The organism is Abyssibius alkaniclasticus, from assembly GCF_020447305.1.
Classification (GTDB): Bacteria; Pseudomonadota; Alphaproteobacteria; order Rhodobacterales; family Rhodobacteraceae; genus Abyssibius; species Abyssibius alkaniclasticus.
Map to the genome: position 1 here is coordinate 3,077,771 of NZ_CP095732.1, position 16,339 is coordinate 3,094,109.

Below are 16,339 nucleotides of genomic sequence, written 5' to 3' on the forward strand. Positions count from 1 at the left end.
ATGGCAAGGGGGCGCGGGCCTGTTCAGGGGTCAAGGCGTGTTCCTTTATGTATAAAATACCTGCACGCATGATCCAGATTTACGGCTGAAACACAAGGCCAGAACCTTGTTTGCAAATGGCTTAGGGGAATTCCAGCCATGAAAATTAATGTTCGATGCTGAACCACCTTACAGCGCGGCGGCCAGCATTACTGTGCGATTCAAAAAGACCTTTCCCCGTGCCAAGTTTCACCTACTATGCCCCGACAGCACTTTTGGAGACGCAGGTTCATGGCAATAAATACCATCGTTTGGGGCGAGAATGTTCACGAACAATCCAATGCCGGGGTGCGCGACATCTATCCCGAAGGACTGCATGGCACGATTGCGGCGGCGCTCAACACCGATGCTGCAATCCACGCGACTACGGCAACCCTGCAAGAGCCTGAACATGGGCTTGGCCAGGCCCGGCTTGATGGCTGCGATGTCTTGCTGTGGTGGGGCCATGCAGCGCATGGTGACGTGTCTGACGAAATTGTCGAGCGTGTGGCGCTGCGTGTATGGGAAGGCATGGGGCTGATCTTGCTGCATTCGGCGCATTTTTCCAAAATATTCAAACGCTTGATGGGCACTCCCTGCAACCTGACCTGGCGCGAGGCGGGCGAGCGGGAACGGCTTTGGGTGACAACTCGCAGCCACCCGATTGCGGCTGGCCTGCCTGACCATTTCGAGTTGGAAAATGAAGAAATGTATGGCGAACCCTTTGGTGTGCCCGAACCGCTGGAAACCGTGTTCGTCAGCTGGTTTGAGGGCGGCGAAGTGTTTCGGTCTGGGCTGACCTACAGGCGCGGCGCGGGCAATGTGTTTTACTTCCGCCCGGGCCATGAAACCTATCCGACCTATCACAATGCCCATGTGCAAACCGTGTTGCGCAATGCCGTAAAATGGGCGCATAACCCGCAACCGGCCCTGGCCGATGCGACAGACGCACCGAATGTGCCGGTCGAACGGGCGCTGGAGCCCATTTCCGCGCGCGGCTTGCAGCTCCACAAGCCCGGTGAATCCGGCCTTCGTTAAGAGGTAAACGATGCGGCTTCTCATACTTGGCACCGGCGGCATGGCGCGCCAACATGCGGCAGAATTTGCAAAAATTCCGGGTATTTCGCTGGTTGCGGGTGTCGATACCAATGCCGGAAACCTGCAAGAATTTTGCGACAGTTTCAGAATTTCGCAGCGGTTTTCTTCACTTCAAGCGGCATTGGACTGGGGGCAGTTTGACGCGGTTGCCAATGTCACCCCGGATGGCGCCCATTACCCCACAACCCTGGCCTGCCTTGCCGCTGGTAAACATGTATTTTGTGAAAAGCCGCTGGCAACAAACCACGCCCATGCCGATGAGATGGCGCAGGCCGCAAAAGGTTTGGTCGGTATGGTCAACCTGACCTATCGCAACGTTGCGGCCCTGCAAAAAGCGCGCGACATGGTGCTGGCTGGCGCGGTTGGCACTGTCCGGCATATTGAGGCATCTTATTTGCAAAGCTGGCTCACCCAACCGGCCTGGGGCGATTGGCGCACCGAGTCGCAATGGCTGTGGCGGCTTTCCTCGGCGCATGGCTCGCTTGGCGTATTGGGCGATGTCGGCATTCATATACTGGACTTTGCAAGCTATGCGGCGGCCTCGGATATCGCCGATATTTCATGTCGCCTAAAGACCTTTCACAAGGCAAAAAATGGCCGGATCGGTGACTATAGTCTTGATGCGAATGACTCTTTCGCCGCCCATATCGGGCTTGAAAACGGTGCAGTCGGTGTGGTCCATGCCAGCCGGTTTGCATCCGGCCATCTGAACGATTTGCACTTGCGCATTTACGGCGAAAAAGGCGGGCTAGAGGTAACAAATAGCGGTGAACTGGGCAGCTTGCGCGCCTCGATTGGCGATGACATGCCTTTGGCAGCCTGGCGCGACGTGCCGCTTATGCCGGTCGAAAACAACTATCAGCGTTTTGCGCAAGCCGTGGCTGCGGGCCAAACCCGCGAGCCTGGTTTTGCCCGGGCCGCAGCATTGCAAAAAATCATCGATCTGGCCGTGGACTCCGACAAAGCCGCGCGCTAACGCGAGATCGGTTTTTGCAAAAGCGGCATGAAATGTTTCATATCCGGGCCTTTATCCTCGCCCGTTGCGAGCCGGCGCAGCGGGTGGAACAGCGCCTTGCCCTTGCGGCCGGTTGCGGCCGCAACACGGCCTGTCCACGCGCTCCAGCTATGCTCGTCATAGGGAAAGTCGGGCAGAATATTCATCGCTTGTGGCCATAGCGCGGCCTCATCGCCTTCGGCCTTGCTTGCGGCACCGTCACGGCAGATCGTCCACCATTTAACGATTTCTGCGCGCTGTGTCAGATTCGGGCCAACCGCCGCCCAAAACGGCGCCTGAAGTTCCTTTGGAACGCCGGCTTTGTCCAAATCTTCCGCAACGTCATCAACGCTCAGCTTATGCAGGACTTTGGCCGAAAGCGGAGTCAAATCCGCGGGGTCGAACCGTGTCGGGGCCGCGCTGAAATGCGTTGGCTCAAACCCGTCGCGCAGGGCGGCAATGTCAATTTCGGCCTGCACCGGATTGGATGAGCCGAGCCGCGCCATCAGCGACAATATCGCCATAGGCTCCACCCCCGCTGCACGCAAATCGCGCAGGGAGAGCGCGCCAAGCCGCTTTGATAGGCCTTCACCATCCGGGCCGGTCAGCATGGAATGATGTGCAAATTCAGGCGGTTGTGCGCCAAGCGCGCGCATGATCTGCGCCTGCACCGCGGTGTTGGTCACATGGTCCATGCCGCGCACAACATGGGTAATGCCCATGTCAATATCATCAACAACCGACGCGTGCGTATATAGCACCTGACCATCGGCGCGGATAAGAACCGGGTCCGACAGGCTGGCCGCATCAATGCTTTGCGGGCCAAGTATGCCGTCATTCCACTCGATACGCTCCTGGTCGAGCAAAAAGCGCCAATATCCTTCGCGGCTGGCGCGCAGCGCGGTGCGTTCAGCATCGGTAAGGTTCAGGGCTGAACGATCATAGACCGGCGGTTTGCCCATATTGCGCTGGGTCTTGCGCTTCAAGTCCAATTCGGTTGGCGTTTCAAAACATTCATACAAGCGGCCGGTCCCGCGCAGGGTATCGGCGGCTGCGGCATAACGCTCAAGCCGGTCTGACTGGCGCTCGATCCTGTCCCATGTCAGGCCAAGCCATTCCAGATCTTGCTGAATGCCATCGGCATATTCCGGGCGTGAGCGCTCTTTGTCGGTGTCATCGAGGCGCAGAATGAACGTGCCGCCCGCCTTGCGCGCGATCAGATAGTTGAACAGCGCGGCGCGCAGGTTGCCGATATGCAGATACCCTGTCGGGCTAGGCGCGAAGCGTGTGATTGTCATGAAGGGTCCCGCCATTGGTTTACCATCGGGTAGCGACGATCAAGCCAGAAGGCCCGTTTGGTCAGCCGCGTGCCCGGCGCAGATTGGAAGCGCTTGTATTCGCTCAGATAAATCAAACGTTCGACGCGTTTCACCGTGGCGTGGTCATGCCCGAGCGCCACAATTTCAGCAACAGAAAGGTCGCGGTCGATCAGCCCTTCGAGTATCGCGTCAAGCACGTCATAGGGCGGCAGCGAATCGCTGTCTTTCTGGTCGGCGCGCAGCTCGGCACTGGGTGGTTTTTCAATCACGCGTGGCGGAATAACCGTGCCCGCTGGGGCCTTCATCCAGGGGCGGTGGTTGGCATTGCGCCAGCGACAGGTTTCAAACACACGGGTTTTATACAGGTCTTTCAACGGGTTATAACCGCCTGCCATATCGCCGTAAATTGTGGCATAGCCCACAGCCACTTCCGATTTATTGCCGGTCGTCAGCAGCATTTCGCCGAACTTGTTCGACAGGGCCATCAGCAGCAACCCGCGCAGGCGTGACTGGATGTTTTCTTCGGTCAGATCGGCCTGCAACCCCTCAAACAAGGGCGCGAGCGCATCGCCAATAGCGGCGCGTGGCGCTGCAATCGGCACCTCGTCAAGGCGGCAGCCAAGCGCGTTGGCTACGCAAGCCGCATCTTCCAACGACTGCGCCGAGGTATATTCGCTGGGCATCATCACGCAGCGCACATTCCCGGGGCCAAGCGCATCGGCGGCGATTGTCGCAACAAGCGCCGAATCAACACCGCCTGAAAGCCCCAGAACCGCCTTTGAAAACCCGCATTTGGACATATAGTCGCCCAGACCGACAACCATAGCGCGATAGTCCTGTTCCCATTCATCGGGCAAAATTTCGCGCAATCCGGTTTGGGCGCGCCAGCCCTGCTCGGTTTGTCTGAAATCGACAGGCACGATAGCCTCGTCAAAAGCGGGCAGTTGCACAGCCAGATGGCCGCCAGGGTTAAGCACAAAACTTGCCCCGTCAAACACCTGGTCATCCTGCCCGCCCAGCATGTTCAGATAGACAAGCGGCAGATCATGCGAGACGACCTGCCCGACCATAAGGTTTATCCTTAAATCATTCTTATTGCGGCGATAGGGCGAGCCATTGGGCACGATCAGCAGTTCGGCGCCAGATTCTGCCATAGTTTCAACAACATCACGGTGCCAGGCATCTTCGCAAATCGGTGCGCCAATGCGAAGTGCGCCCGCGTCAAACGGGCCGGTCAGCGGGCCTGCCGTGAACAGCCGCTTTTCATCAAACACATCTTCGTTTGGCAGATAATGCTTGCGCGTAACCACCTGCACCTGCCCGTCATTCAGCAGGAAATAGGCGTTGAAAAGATTGCCGTCTTCCAGAATTGGCGCGCCGATCAGCATCGGCACACCATTGGCCGCGTCAGCAGCGAGGGCAGCCAAATGCCGCGCAACATCGGCCAAAAAGGCTGGTTTAAGCACCAGATCTTGTGTTTGATAACCGGTCAGGAACATTTCGGGCAGCATGACCATATCGGCCTTTTGCGCATCTGCCACGCCCTGTGCGCGCAATGCCGCCGCCGCATTTGCAGCCAGATTTCCCACAATCGGGGCCATTTGTGCCAGAGTCAGGCGAAATTCAGGCATGATCGCGCCCCCTCTGCGCCCTTATGGAAAGCCTCGCGCAGATAACCTTAGCTGCAAGCAGGTTTCAAGCCATGCTCGGCGAAAACCCCGCGCAGGATGAGAAAGACCATAAAAAACAATTGTCAGCATGGCGCCATAAACCTAGACTTGCCCAAAGACCTGTTGGCGACCACCGGGATATTTTTGGTGTGCAAGATCACGGGAACGTAGTCTGGGAGTGTGAGTGTGAAAAACCGCGTTAAGTTTGCCGCGATCGTTGCGGCGCTGCAATTGGGGCTTACGGCGCCTTTGGCAGCGCAAAGTGGCGAGATCATCACCAAGCAATATGATACGGGAGGTGTCTACGAGGGCGAGTTCCTGAACGGAATGCAGCACGGCCAGGGCACCTACCGGCTTCCCAACGGCTATGAATATACCGGCCAATGGGTTGAAGGCCGCATCGAGGGCCAGGGCGAAGCGCGCTTTCCCAACGGATCGGTCTATGTCGGCGCTTTCATGAACGGGCGCCCCGAAGGCCAGGGCCGCATCACCTTTGCCGATGGTGGCACCTATGAGGGTGAATGGGTCGATGGCAAGATCACCGGCAGCGGCACCGCCGTATATGCGAATGGCGTGATTTACACGGGCGACTTTGTTGATGCCGTTCACGAAGGCTTTGGCATTATGACCAGCCCGAACGGCTATATTTACGAAGGCCAGTGGGTTGGCGGCGTGAAAGACGGCACCGGCAAAATCACCTATCCCGATGGCGCGATTTACGAAGGCACGCTTGTGCGCGGCGAGCGGGCAGGCACCGGCACGCTCAGCCTGCCCGACGGTCTGGTTTATACCGGCGAATGGGCTGGCGGGCAGATCAATGGTGAAGGCGTGCTGATTCAGCCCAATGGCGACCGCTACGAAGGCACAATGGTCAACGGCCAGCGCGAGGGGAATGGCGTTGCGGTCTATGCTTCGGGTGACAGGTATGAAGGCAGCTTTCGTGCTGATCAACGCCACGGTCAGGGCACGTTCACCGGCACCGATGGCTATGCCTATACCGGCAATTGGGTCGAAGGCAAAATGCAGGGCGCGGGCCGTGTCGTTTACCCCGATGGTTCGGTCTATGAAGGCGAGTTTGAAAACGACCTGGCCCACGGCACGGGAAAAATCACCTATCCCGACGGGTCGTCATACGAAGGCAGCTGGGTCAATGGTGTGATCGAAGGCAGCGGCATTGCGCGCTATGCCGATGGTCTGGTCTATGAGGGCGAGTTCCGCAACGCCCGCAACCACGGCACCGGCACCATGACGCATGAGAACGGTTACCAATATACCGGCGAATGGGTCGACGGGCTGCGCGAAGGTCAGGGCGTTGCAACCTATTCCGACGGCACCGTCTATTCCGGCAATTTCACCGCCGGTCAGCGCGACGGGTTTGGCACGATCCTGATGCCCGAAGAAACGGTCGTGCTGGCCGATGGCACAAGCACAACGGGCCGGTTCGAGTATGAGGGCGAATGGTCGGCCGGTGTGATCAATGGCGAAGGCACCGCCCGCTACCCCAACGGCGATGTTTACACAGGTGTATTTCTAGACGGGCAGCGCCACGGGCGCGGCACAATGCAATATGCCACCGGCGATGTGTATGACGGTTTCTGGCTGAACGGCCGCCAGGCCACCGAAGAAGACGCAGCCGCCGCGGGCGCAAACTAGGCCCGCGTTTTTTCGCTTTTCATGCCATGCGGCGCGGCCTATACTGTGCCGCATGTGTATGGATGCAAAATTCATTCAGTTTCAGGCAGCGGGCTTTGGCGGCTCTGCTGGCCTATTGCTGCTAGCCCGCCTCTGAGCGTGCCAGCAAAGCGGTGCGCGCGCTCAGGGGACTGACCAAATCGCGCCGCATTCGCACACAGCCAAACATAATCAAGAGACCATAATCATGACAGATACGTCCAAACAGGACCATGTGTTGATTTTCGACACAACCTTGCGCGATGGCGAGCAAAGCCCCGGCGCCACGATGAGCCATAGCGAAAAGCTGGATATCGCCGCCCTGCTTGACGATATGGGCGTTGACATTATCGAGGCGGGCTTTCCCATCGCTTCGGATGGAGATTTTTACGCCGTCAGTGAAATTGCCAAAAACGCCAAGAATGCGGTGATTTGCGGGCTGTCGCGCGCCAATTTCAACGATATCGACCGCTGCTGGGAGGCGGTGAAACACGCCCACCGCCCGCGCATCCATACCTTCATCGGCACTTCGCCGCTGCACCGCGCCATTCCGAACCTCAACCAGGACCAGATGGCCGAACGCATTCATGACTGCGTGACCTATGCGCGCAACCTGTGCGACGATGTGCAATGGTCGTCAATGGATGCAACCCGCACCGAATGGGACTATCTGTGCCGCACGATCGACATTGCTATCAGGGCGGGTGCCACAACCATCAATATCCCCGATACAGTTGGCTATACCGCGCCAATGGAAAACGCCGACCTGATCCGCCGGCTGATTGAAACCGTGCCGGGTGCCGATGAGGTGGTTTTTGCCACGCATTGCCATAACGACCTTGGCATGGCGACCGCGAATTCGCTGGCCGCCGTGCAAGCCGGGGCGCGCCAGATCGAATGCACGATCAACGGGCTTGGCGAACGTGCGGGCAATACCGCTTTGGAAGAGGTGGTGATGGCCTTGCGCGTGCGCAACGATATCATGCCCTACCGCACTGGGATCGACGCCAGAAAGATCATGCAGGTCAGCCGCATGGTCTCTACGGTTTCGGGCTTTCCGGTGCAGTTCAACAAGGCGATTGTCGGCAAGAACGCCTTTGCGCATGAAAGCGGCATCCATCAGGACGGGATGCTGAAAAACGCCGAGACGTTTGAAATCATGCGCCCCGAAGATATTGGCCTGACCGAAACCAACATTGTCATGGGCAAACATTCGGGCCGCGCGGCCTTGCGCTCCAAGCTCGAAAACCTCGGTTATGAGTTGGGCGACAACCAGCTCAAAGACGTGTTCGTGCGCTTCAAGGCGTTGGCCGACCGCAAAAAGGAAATCTACGACGAAGACCTGATCGCTTTGATGGCCGACAGCAATACCAATGCCGCCAATGACCATATTCAGGTAAAGTATCTGCGCGTGGTCTGCGGCACGGAAGGCCCGCAAACCGCCAACCTGACGCTGACAATCGGCGGTGAGGACCATAGCGTTGAAGCCACGGGCGATGGCCCGGTCGATGCGGCCTTCATGGCGGTCAAGGCCCTGTTTGCGCATGAGGCGAGCTTGCAGCTTTATCAGGTCAGCGCGGTGACAGAAGGCACAGATGCGCAGGCCACAGTCTCGGTGCGCATGGAAGAGGGTGGCAAAATTGTAACCGGCCAGTCATCGGATACCGACACGGTTGTCGCCTCGACCAAGGCCTATGTGAATGCGCTCAACAAGCTGATATTGCGCCGCCAGAAAACCGCACCAGCGGCAATTGCCTCGCAATAACGTTACCTGACATCTGGCACCTCCTGAACCCCCGCGCCCCAAAGCGCGGGGGTTTTTACTGCATGGGGCAAACCATCTATGTTCGAATTGTGCAATTTTTACCGCGAAATCATCCATATTTTTGACCTATTACTGCATAAACAGGCAAGAAGCCGCGCCATAATTACGCACAGGGGATCAACCCTTTACGCGCCCGCAGCGCTGGCATTATACAGTTGCGGGGCCAATTTGGGCCGATTCTAACGCAGAATAGGGAAATACCGAATGTTCGGAGCACTCAGCGGGCTGTTTTCGGCCGATATGGCAATGGATCTCGGCACGGCAAACACGCTTGTCTATGTAAAGGGCAAGGGCATTATTCTGAACGAACCTTCGGTGGTGGCCTACCATATCCGTGACGGCAAGAAACAGGTATTGGCGGTTGGCGAAGAGGCCAAGCTGATGATCGGCCGCACACCCGGCAGCATCGAGGCGATCCGCCCGATGCGTGACGGTGTCATTGCAGATTTCGCTGTTGCCGAAGAGATGATCAAATACTTCATCCGCAAGGTGCATAAGCGTGGTTCATTCGCCAAGCCGCGCGTTATCGTCTGCGTGCCCTACGGGGCAACGCCAGTGGAAAAACGTGCGATCCGTCAATCGGTTCTTGGGGCGGGCGCGCGTATTGCCGGGCTGATCGCCGAGCCGATCGCCGCAGCCATAGGCGCCGGGATGCCCATTACCGACCCGACCGGCAGCATGGTGGTGGATATTGGCGGCGGCACGACCGAGGTTGCGGTTCTGTCGCTTGGCGACATCGTTTATGCGCGTTCGGTGCGCGTGGGTGGCGACCGGATGGATGAGGGCATCATCTCGTATCTGCGCCGCCAGCATAACATTCTTATCGGCGAAAGCACCGCCGAGCGGATCAAGACCGCCATCGGCACCGCGCGTATGCCCGATGACGGGCGCGGCGCCAGTATGCTGATCCGCGGGCGCGACCTGCTCAACGGCGTGCCGAAGGAAACCGAAATCACCCAGGCGCAAATTGCCGAAGCCCTGGCCGAACCCGTGCAGCAAATTTGCGAAGCCGTGATGACGGCGCTTGAATCCACCCCGCCCGACCTTGCTGCCGATATTGTAGATCGTGGCGTCATGCTTACGGGCGGTGGTGCATTGCTTGGCGAGCTTGATCTGGCATTGCGCGAGCAGACCGGCCTTGCCATTTCCATTGCCGATGAAACGCTCAACTGCGTGGCGCTTGGCACGGGCAAGGCGCTGGAATACGAAAAGCAACTGGCCCATGTTCTCGATTTCGGCTGAGCGGATGAACGGGCGATAAACGGGGCACGCAATGGCGGGCGACAGTGCAACAGCGTCTAACTGGAAGATTCTGCGCCGCTTCGTTTTGGGGCTGCTGGTTGCGCTATGCCTGCTGCTGTTCTTGCTGTGGCGCATCGACAATCCACGGGTTGAACGTTTCCGCATGATGCTGATTGACCGTTTCGTGCCCTCGATGAGTTGGGTTCTTACGCCAATTACCAGCGTCAGCCGTATCCTTGACGATTATCGCAGCTACGAGCAGATCTATCAGCAAAACCTTGAACTGCGCCGCGAATTGCAGCGGCTAGAGGTTTGGCGCGAGGCCGCATCCCAGCTTGAACAGAAGAATGCCGAGTTGCGCGCCTTGAACAACCTGCGCCTGAACCCCAGCCTTGCCTATGTGGCGGGCGAACTGATGGCCGATGCCGGCAGCCCGTTCTCGCAATCGGGCCTGCTGAATGTGGGCCTTATCGACGGGGTGGCCGACGGGCAGGCGGTGGTCGATGGCCGGGGTCTGATCGGCCGCATTGCCGGTGTAGGCGAACGCACATCCCGGCTGTTGTTTTTGACCGACAGCTCGTCGCAAGTGCCGGTTACACTGCCCGTGGCGCGGCAGCGCGCCATTTTGGTGGGCGACAATACTGCCAACCCGATATTGCAATTTGCAACCGACCCGAACGAGCTTGCGGCCGGAATGCGGGTTGTTACCTCGGGCGATGGCGGGGTGTTTCCACCAGACCTGCTGGTGGGCGAACTTGTGCGCAGCCCCGATGGCCGCCTGCGCGTTGCATTGGCAGCCGATTATCGCAATGCCGAATTTTTGCGCGTGCTGCGCAATGCCGGCGAGGAGCAGATTCTCGGTCCGGGTGGCATTATCGGCGACATCCCCCCAACCACGGCAGAGGTCGCGCCAGCAGCCCTGCCCGAAACAGCGCCAGAGACCACGCCCGAACCGGAAACACCGGTAGTGGAAGACCCGCATTGACCGGCTGGCGCCTCTTTCTGCGCCGCGCGCTCTATCTTGCGCTGGCCGCACTTTGCATCACCTTTCCGCTTGTCACGCTGGATTATTCGGTAAACCGCCGCCTGCCGCCCGATTTGCTGTATGCGCTCAGCATTGCATGGATCGTACGCCAGGACCGCAGCGCCAACATGCCGCTTGTCGTTGCGATGGCCCTTTTGGCCGATTTCGTGCTGATGCGCCCCGTCGGCCTTGGCGCGCTGATGCTGCTGATCACCAGTGAGGTGGCGCGCAACAATGCGCGGGTGCTGCGCGACTATGGCTTCTTTCTTGAATGGATCGCGGTTGGCGTTGGCTTTGTGCTGATGATGCTGGCGCAGAACCTGCTGCTGGCGATGTCGCTGTCAAACACCCTGTCGCTGGCAAGTATTGGCCGTATTGCGCTTGCGACATTTGTAACCTACCCATTTATTGTGGCATTCTTGCGCTATATAATCCGACTACGGCCTATACCCGGCGGTTTTGACATAGACAGATTGGGACGTGTGATATGAGACGCCCGGCGCCTTTTCCGCACCTCACCCGCGCGCGCCTGTCGCGCCGCGCGCTTTTGCTGGGCGGTGTGCAGGCGGGCATTGTCGGCACGCTTGGCTGGCGAATGTATAACCTTCAGGTTACCGAATCCGAACGCTACAGGCTTTTGGCCGAGGAAAACCGCATAGCAACGCGGCTTGTGCCAGCCGCTCGCGGCCTGGTATTTGACAGGAACGGTGTGCTTGTTGCCGCGAATGATCAAAACTACCGTGTCGTCATTGTGCGCGAACAGGCGGGTGATGTTGACGGCGTGCTAAAGCGTCTTGCACCGCTTGTTGGCCTTGATGAGACAGAGCGCCAAAAGGTGCTGGCGGAAGTTATGGAGCGCCGCGCCCATGCCTCGGTGACGGTCGCTGAACAGCTCGACTGGGAACGCTTCGCGCTGGTTTCGGCCAACGCCCCCGCATTGCCCGGTGTATTTACCGAAGTCGGGCTGACCCGCAGCTACCCGACAATTGGCGATTTTGCACATGTGGCAGGCTATGTCAGCGCCGTGTCCGAGGATGATCTGAGCCGCCTTGAAAACCCCGATGAGGTGATGCAGCTTCCCTCGCCCATAATCGGCAAAACCGGGATCGAGCGGACAAGCGAAGACCTGCTGCGCGGCAAGCCGGGCCTCAGCCATGTCGAGGTGAACGCCACCGGGCGCGTGATGCGCGAACTTGACCGCACCGAAGGCACGCCCGGCAACGATCTGCAACTCACGCTCGACAGCGATTTGCAACACTACGCGCATTTCCGCATGAAAGACGAAAGCGCCGCCGCCGTGGTGATTGACCTGCGCAATGGCGATTTGCGCGCGCTCGCCTCGACCCCCTCGTTTGACCCCAACAAACTGGTTTTCGGCATTTCGCAAACCGATTGGAGCGCACTGAACAACAACGAATATCGCCCCTTGGGTGACAAAACCGTATCGGGCACATACCCACCCGGCTCGACCTTCAAGATGGTGGTCGCACTGGCGGCGCTCAAAGCCGGTGTGGTCACGCCCGAGGAGCGCATTTATTGCCCGGGATTTTATGAAATCGGCGGGCGGCGCTTCCACTGTTGGAAGGCAAGCGGACATGGGCGGATGAACTTGCCCGAAGGCCTGCAAAACAGTTGCGATGTCTATTATTACGAAATTGCGCAACGTGTTGGCATTGAGGCGATCAGCGAGATGGCGCAAACGCTTGGCATGGGCACAGAGCCCGATCTGCCGCTTCCGGCGCTGACTTCCGGGCGGATGCCAACCAAGGCCTGGAAGCAGGAATCCCTTGGCCATAGCTGGCTGATCGGCGATACGATCAATGCCGGTATCGGCCAGGGATTTGTTTCGGCCTCACCACTGGAGCTTGCGCTTATGACGGCGCGCATTGCCAGTGGCCGCAAACTGGTGCCACGGCTGATCAGCCGCATCAACGGCGTTCCGGTTGACACGCCCGAGGCTGAACCGCTTGATGTAAGCGCCGAGGGCTTGGCCCAGGTGCGGCTTGGCATGTATGAGGTTTCGAACAATCGCCGCGGCACCGCCTATTCCGCGCGCATTACCGCACCCGGCATGGAAATGGCGGGCAAAACCGGCACGAGCCAGGTGCGCCAGATCACCACAGAAGAGCGGGCTGCCGGTATTACCCGCAATGAAGACTTGCCCTGGAACCGGCGCGACCATGCGCTGTTTGTCTGCTATGCGCCTTATGACAACCCGCGCTTTGCCGTGTCTGTCGTGGTCGAGCATGGCGGTGGCGGCTCGACCGTGGCTGCACCCATTGCCCGCGATATTTTGCTGCGTGCGCTTTACGGCACCCAGCCGCCACTTTCGGCCTATCCACGCGAGCAACATGAAAAACTGATCGAACAGCGCGCTTTGGAGCCGGGCCCGACCGTGTCCACCCCCGCGGCGCGGAGCGACCGCGCATGACCTTTTTTGACCAGTTCCTGACGGTTTCGCCCACGGGCTTGCGCAAGATTTTCTTTATCAACTGGCCCTTGGTGCTGTTGCTCGGCGCTGTGGCCAGTATCGGCTTTCTGATGCTCTATTCCATCGCCGGCGGCTCTTACGAGCCTTGGGCGGGCGATCAGATGATCCGCTTTGGCACCGGGCTTGTGCTGATGTTCATTGTCGCCTTCATCCATATCCGATTCTGGCGCTCGATCACCCCGTTCATTTACATCGGCGCGCTGTTGCTGCTTGTCGCGGTCGAGTTTGTGGGCAGCGCTGGCATGGGCGCGCAACGCTGGCTCAATCTTGGATTTATCCGCCTTCAGCCTTCGGAGGCGGCCAAAATCGCCGTCGTCATGGTCTTGGCCATGTATTACGACTGGCTTGACCCTGTAAAAGTATCGCGCCCGTTCTGGGTGATCCTGCCGCTATTGCTTACGTTTATTCCTGCCGCGCTTACACTAATGCAACCCGACCTTGGCACGGCACTGCTGATTATTGCCAGCGGCGCGGTTATCATGTTTCTGGCCGGGGTCAGCATTTGGTATTTTCTGGCGGCGATTGCGGCGGTCGCAGGCGCTGTCACATCGGTGTTCCTGTCATGGGGCACAAGCTGGCAATTGCTGGAAAACTATCAGTATCGGCGTATCGAAACCTTTCTGAACCCGGATCTGGACCCGCTTGGCGCGGGCTATCACATCAGCCAGTCCAAAATCGCGCTCGGTTCGGGCGGGTTTGACGGGCGCGGCTTCATGCAGGGAACGCAAACGCGGCTTAACTTCGTGCCCGAAAAACACACCGACTTTATTTTCACCACGCTTGCCGAAGAATTCGGCTTTGTCGGCACCACATTCTTGCTGGTGCTTTACACGCTCATTGTCGGTTTTTGCATTCACGCCATGCTGATCAACCGCGACAGGTTTGGCGCCTTGCTGATCGGCGGCGTGGCGGCAACCTTCTTCTTCTACTTTGCCATTAATATGGGCATGGTCATGGGGTTGCTGCCGGTTGTGGGCGTGCCCTTGCCGCTGGTGTCCTATGGTGGCTCGGCCATGTTGGTGCTGTTTGGCGCATTCGGCCTTGTTCAAAGCGCGCATATTCACAGGCCGAGGGGCTGATGCAGCATATTCTTTACGCAGGCAACAGGGCCGACTGGCCCGGCTATCGCGCCGCCCTGCCCCCGCTTTTGGCCGCACGCGGTATTGAGGCAAGGCTTGCCCCCGATATTCCGGCGGATCAGGTCAACTATATCATCTACGCCCCCGACGGGCCCGTGCAGGATTTTTCGGCCTTTCCCGGGCTGCGCGCGGTGTTCAGCCTCTGGGCGGGGGTTGAAAAGATCATTGGCAATGCCAGCCTGAACGTGCCGCTGACACGTATGGTGGATGCCGGGCTTGCGATGGGTATGCGCGACTATGTGGCAGCACATGTATTGCGCCACCATATCGGCATGGACACACATATCCACGGCCAGGACGGGCAGTGGCGCAACACGGTATTTCCACCGCTCGCGCGTGACCGCAGCATTGGCATTCTGGGGCTTGGGGCCCTCGGGGCCAATTGCGGCGCAGCACTGGCGCAATTCGGCTTTCGCGTAACAGGGTGGAGCCGGACTCAGAAAAATATAGCCGGCATCGCCTGTTATTCGGGTGATGACGGGCTGAAGACTGTGCTGGAAACGTCTGAAATTCTGGTGCTGCTATTGCCCTATACCGACAATACCCACCATGTGCTGAACGCCGAAACACTGGCACAAATGCGGCGCGGAAGCATTATCATCAACCCCGGCCGTGGCGGTCTGGTGGATGAGGCAGCACTTCTTGTCGCGCTTGAGCGTGGCGATATCGGCCATGCCACGCTTGATGTGTTCCAGACCGAACCGCTGCCAGCCGACCATCCGTTCTGGGCGCATCCGCGCGTTACCGTCACCCCGCATATTGCGGCAAGCTCACGCCCGGAAACCTGTGCCGAGGTTCTGGCCGAAAATATCGCCCGCAGCACACATGGTGAAGACCTGCTCTTTCAGGTCGACCGCAGCGCCGGATATTAGCTGCGGCGGCGTAAGTTCTGCGCCAGCAAGATCAGCCCCCCGATCAGCCCGACAAGCAGATAGTCGATTGCCGGAATACGGACAACCTCGTTCACCATGCCCCAGCCGCGCCCGTTATAAACCACAATTACGGCGGCGAGTGCTGCAAGCCCAATGGCCCAGCGCAGATATTTCCCAAGCCCGATGCCGTGCATTTGTGTCACCACGAAAATCGCCAGAAACCCGAAAAAGAACATTGGCCAAAACGCCTGCCCTGCGGTTATGGCCACGACCGTGCCGTGAAACAGCACCAAAACCTCCAGCAGCACTGTCCAATAGCGATTTGTATGCACACGGGTAAAGATAAGCGCGCCCTGAATCATCAGCAGGAATGTATAGAAAAACCCGAATAAATGCCCCCAGGTGTAAACCATCGGGTGAAACCAGAATGTATAAGTGATCGCCCAGGCGAAATAATAGCCATGCGTGGCAATCAGCACAGGGCGCGCACGCGCAAGCCAGTTGCCGGATGTGCCAAAGAACAGCCCGCGGCGCGGGGCTTCGATGATCAGCACGATCACCAGCAGAAAAATTACCGAATACTGGCTGGAGGCAACCGATGTATCTTGCGCCAACCCGTCATACCACAGGGCGGTTTGCAGATAGTGCAGCAGCCCGAAAACACCCATGCCGGCAAGGGCGATCCAGTTCACAGGGTGCATCTGGTTGCGGTCGCGCAGCCGTTCGCGGTTGGCCTTGGCCCACCAGATCAGCCCCCAGAAGAACACCTGATTCAGCACATACAGCCCCCAGGCAGTCGCGCGCGAGGCAAGGTTCGGGTCGGGCCGCTTCCAGTAATACCAGGCCGCACCCTGATCGGGGGCAAGCTGCACCTGCTGCACGATCGGCTGAAGCAGCGGAATGGCCGCTGTCAGCACGGCGGCGGCGGTAATTGCCGCGATCCAGCCGATTTTCATGCTCTTTTGCATCGCACCCC

Annotated in this window: 13 protein-coding genes; 10 read left to right on the top strand and 3 right to left on the bottom strand. The window is 58.7% G+C overall.

The features are described 5' to 3' along the window. Positions 1–270: 270 nt before the first annotated feature. On the top strand, positions 271–1,056 hold the full coding sequence (locus LGT41_RS15325) for a ThuA domain-containing protein (protein WP_274127810.1): 786 nt from the start codon (positions 271–273) through the stop codon (positions 1,054–1,056). 10 nt (positions 1,057–1,066) lie between these two features. Next, positions 1,067–2,092, top strand: coding sequence for a Gfo/Idh/MocA family protein (locus LGT41_RS15330; RefSeq protein WP_274127811.1), 1,026 nt, complete (start codon positions 1,067–1,069; stop codon positions 2,090–2,092). On the opposite strand, the gene gltX is transcribed toward LGT41_RS15330, so the two are convergent. Together gltX and LGT41_RS15340 are read right to left on the bottom strand one after the other, a co-directional pair. Next, positions 2,089–3,408 carry a glutamate--tRNA ligase gene (gene gltX, locus LGT41_RS15335; RefSeq protein ID WP_274127812.1) on the bottom strand — a complete coding sequence of 440 codons (1,320 nt, stop codon included), beginning with the start codon at positions 3,406–3,408 and terminating at the stop codon, positions 2,089–2,091. The two genes, LGT41_RS15330 and gltX, sit on opposite strands and share 4 nt — an antisense overlap. Beyond that, positions 3,405–5,063: an NAD+ synthase gene (locus LGT41_RS15340; protein WP_274129748.1), complete on the bottom strand. Its 1,659-nt coding sequence runs from the start codon at positions 5,061–5,063 to the stop codon at positions 3,405–3,407. The genes gltX and LGT41_RS15340 overlap by 4 nt, the downstream gene beginning before the upstream one ends. Positions 5,064–5,285: 222 nt before the next feature. On the opposite strand from LGT41_RS15340, the gene LGT41_RS15345 reads away from it, so the two are divergent. From LGT41_RS15345 to LGT41_RS15380, 8 genes are all read left to right on the top strand, one after another. Continuing rightward, positions 5,286–6,752: an MORN repeat-containing protein gene (locus tag LGT41_RS15345; RefSeq protein WP_420720192.1), complete on the top strand. Its 1,467-nt coding sequence runs from the start codon at positions 5,286–5,288 to the stop codon at positions 6,750–6,752. 226 nt (positions 6,753–6,978) lie between these two features. Next, a complete protein-coding gene (locus LGT41_RS15350; protein ID WP_274127813.1) occupies positions 6,979–8,535 on the top strand; it encodes a 2-isopropylmalate synthase in 1,557 nt (518 codons plus the stop codon). 264 nt (positions 8,536–8,799) lie between these two features. Next, entirely contained in the window at positions 8,800–9,837 is a 1,038-nt protein-coding gene (locus tag LGT41_RS15355) for a rod shape-determining protein (RefSeq protein WP_274127814.1), read from the top strand. A 31-nt stretch (positions 9,838–9,868) separates the two neighbouring features. Next, on the top strand, positions 9,869–10,822 hold the full coding sequence (mreC, locus tag LGT41_RS15360) for a rod shape-determining protein MreC (protein ID WP_274127815.1): 954 nt from the start codon (positions 9,869–9,871) through the stop codon (positions 10,820–10,822). Continuing rightward, positions 10,819–11,352, top strand: a complete 534-nt coding sequence (locus LGT41_RS15365; RefSeq protein WP_274127816.1) for a hypothetical protein — start codon at positions 10,819–10,821, stop codon at positions 11,350–11,352. Before mreC ends, LGT41_RS15365 begins: the two co-directional genes overlap by 4 nt. Beyond that, on the top strand, positions 11,349–13,292 hold the full coding sequence (gene mrdA, locus LGT41_RS15370) for a penicillin-binding protein 2 (RefSeq protein ID WP_274127817.1): 1,944 nt from the start codon (positions 11,349–11,351) through the stop codon (positions 13,290–13,292). Before LGT41_RS15365 ends, mrdA begins: the two co-directional genes overlap by 4 nt. After that, on the top strand, positions 13,289–14,431 hold the full coding sequence (gene rodA, locus LGT41_RS15375; protein ID WP_274127819.1) for a rod shape-determining protein RodA: 1,143 nt from the start codon (positions 13,289–13,291) through the stop codon (positions 14,429–14,431). Before mrdA ends, rodA begins: the two co-directional genes overlap by 4 nt. After that, positions 14,431–15,363: a 2-hydroxyacid dehydrogenase gene (locus tag LGT41_RS15380; RefSeq protein ID WP_274127821.1), complete on the top strand. Its 933-nt coding sequence runs from the start codon at positions 14,431–14,433 to the stop codon at positions 15,361–15,363. Before rodA ends, LGT41_RS15380 begins: the two co-directional genes overlap by 1 nt. Here LGT41_RS15380 and LGT41_RS15385 read toward each other — a convergent pair. Then, positions 15,360–16,331, bottom strand: a complete 972-nt coding sequence (locus tag LGT41_RS15385; protein ID WP_274127822.1) for a hypothetical protein — start codon at positions 16,329–16,331, stop codon at positions 15,360–15,362. The two genes, LGT41_RS15380 and LGT41_RS15385, sit on opposite strands and share 4 nt — an antisense overlap. Positions 16,332–16,339 lie beyond the last annotated feature (8 nt).

Excerpts from the sequence above, each read along its gene's own strand:
- LGT41_RS15325 (WP_274127810.1), top strand. The coding sequence starts at position 271 with ATGGCAATAAATACCATCGTTTGGGGCGAGAATGTTCACGAACAATCC.
- LGT41_RS15330 (WP_274127811.1), top strand. The coding sequence starts at position 1,067 with ATGCGGCTTCTCATACTTGGCACCGGCGGCATGGCGCGCCAACATGCG.
- gltX (WP_274127812.1), bottom strand. The coding sequence starts at position 3,408 with ATGACAATCACACGCTTCGCGCCTAGCCCGACAGGGTATCTGCATATC.
- LGT41_RS15350 (WP_274127813.1), top strand. The coding sequence starts at position 6,979 with ATGACAGATACGTCCAAACAGGACCATGTGTTGATTTTCGACACAACC.
- LGT41_RS15355 (WP_274127814.1), top strand. The coding sequence starts at position 8,800 with ATGTTCGGAGCACTCAGCGGGCTGTTTTCGGCCGATATGGCAATGGAT.
- mreC (WP_274127815.1), top strand. The coding sequence starts at position 9,869 with ATGGCGGGCGACAGTGCAACAGCGTCTAACTGGAAGATTCTGCGCCGC.
- mrdA (WP_274127817.1), top strand. The coding sequence starts at position 11,349 with ATGAGACGCCCGGCGCCTTTTCCGCACCTCACCCGCGCGCGCCTGTCG.
- rodA (WP_274127819.1), top strand. The coding sequence starts at position 13,289 with ATGACCTTTTTTGACCAGTTCCTGACGGTTTCGCCCACGGGCTTGCGC.
- LGT41_RS15380 (WP_274127821.1), top strand. The coding sequence starts at position 14,431 with ATGCAGCATATTCTTTACGCAGGCAACAGGGCCGACTGGCCCGGCTAT.
- LGT41_RS15385 (WP_274127822.1), bottom strand. The coding sequence starts at position 16,331 with ATGCAAAAGAGCATGAAAATCGGCTGGATCGCGGCAATTACCGCCGCC.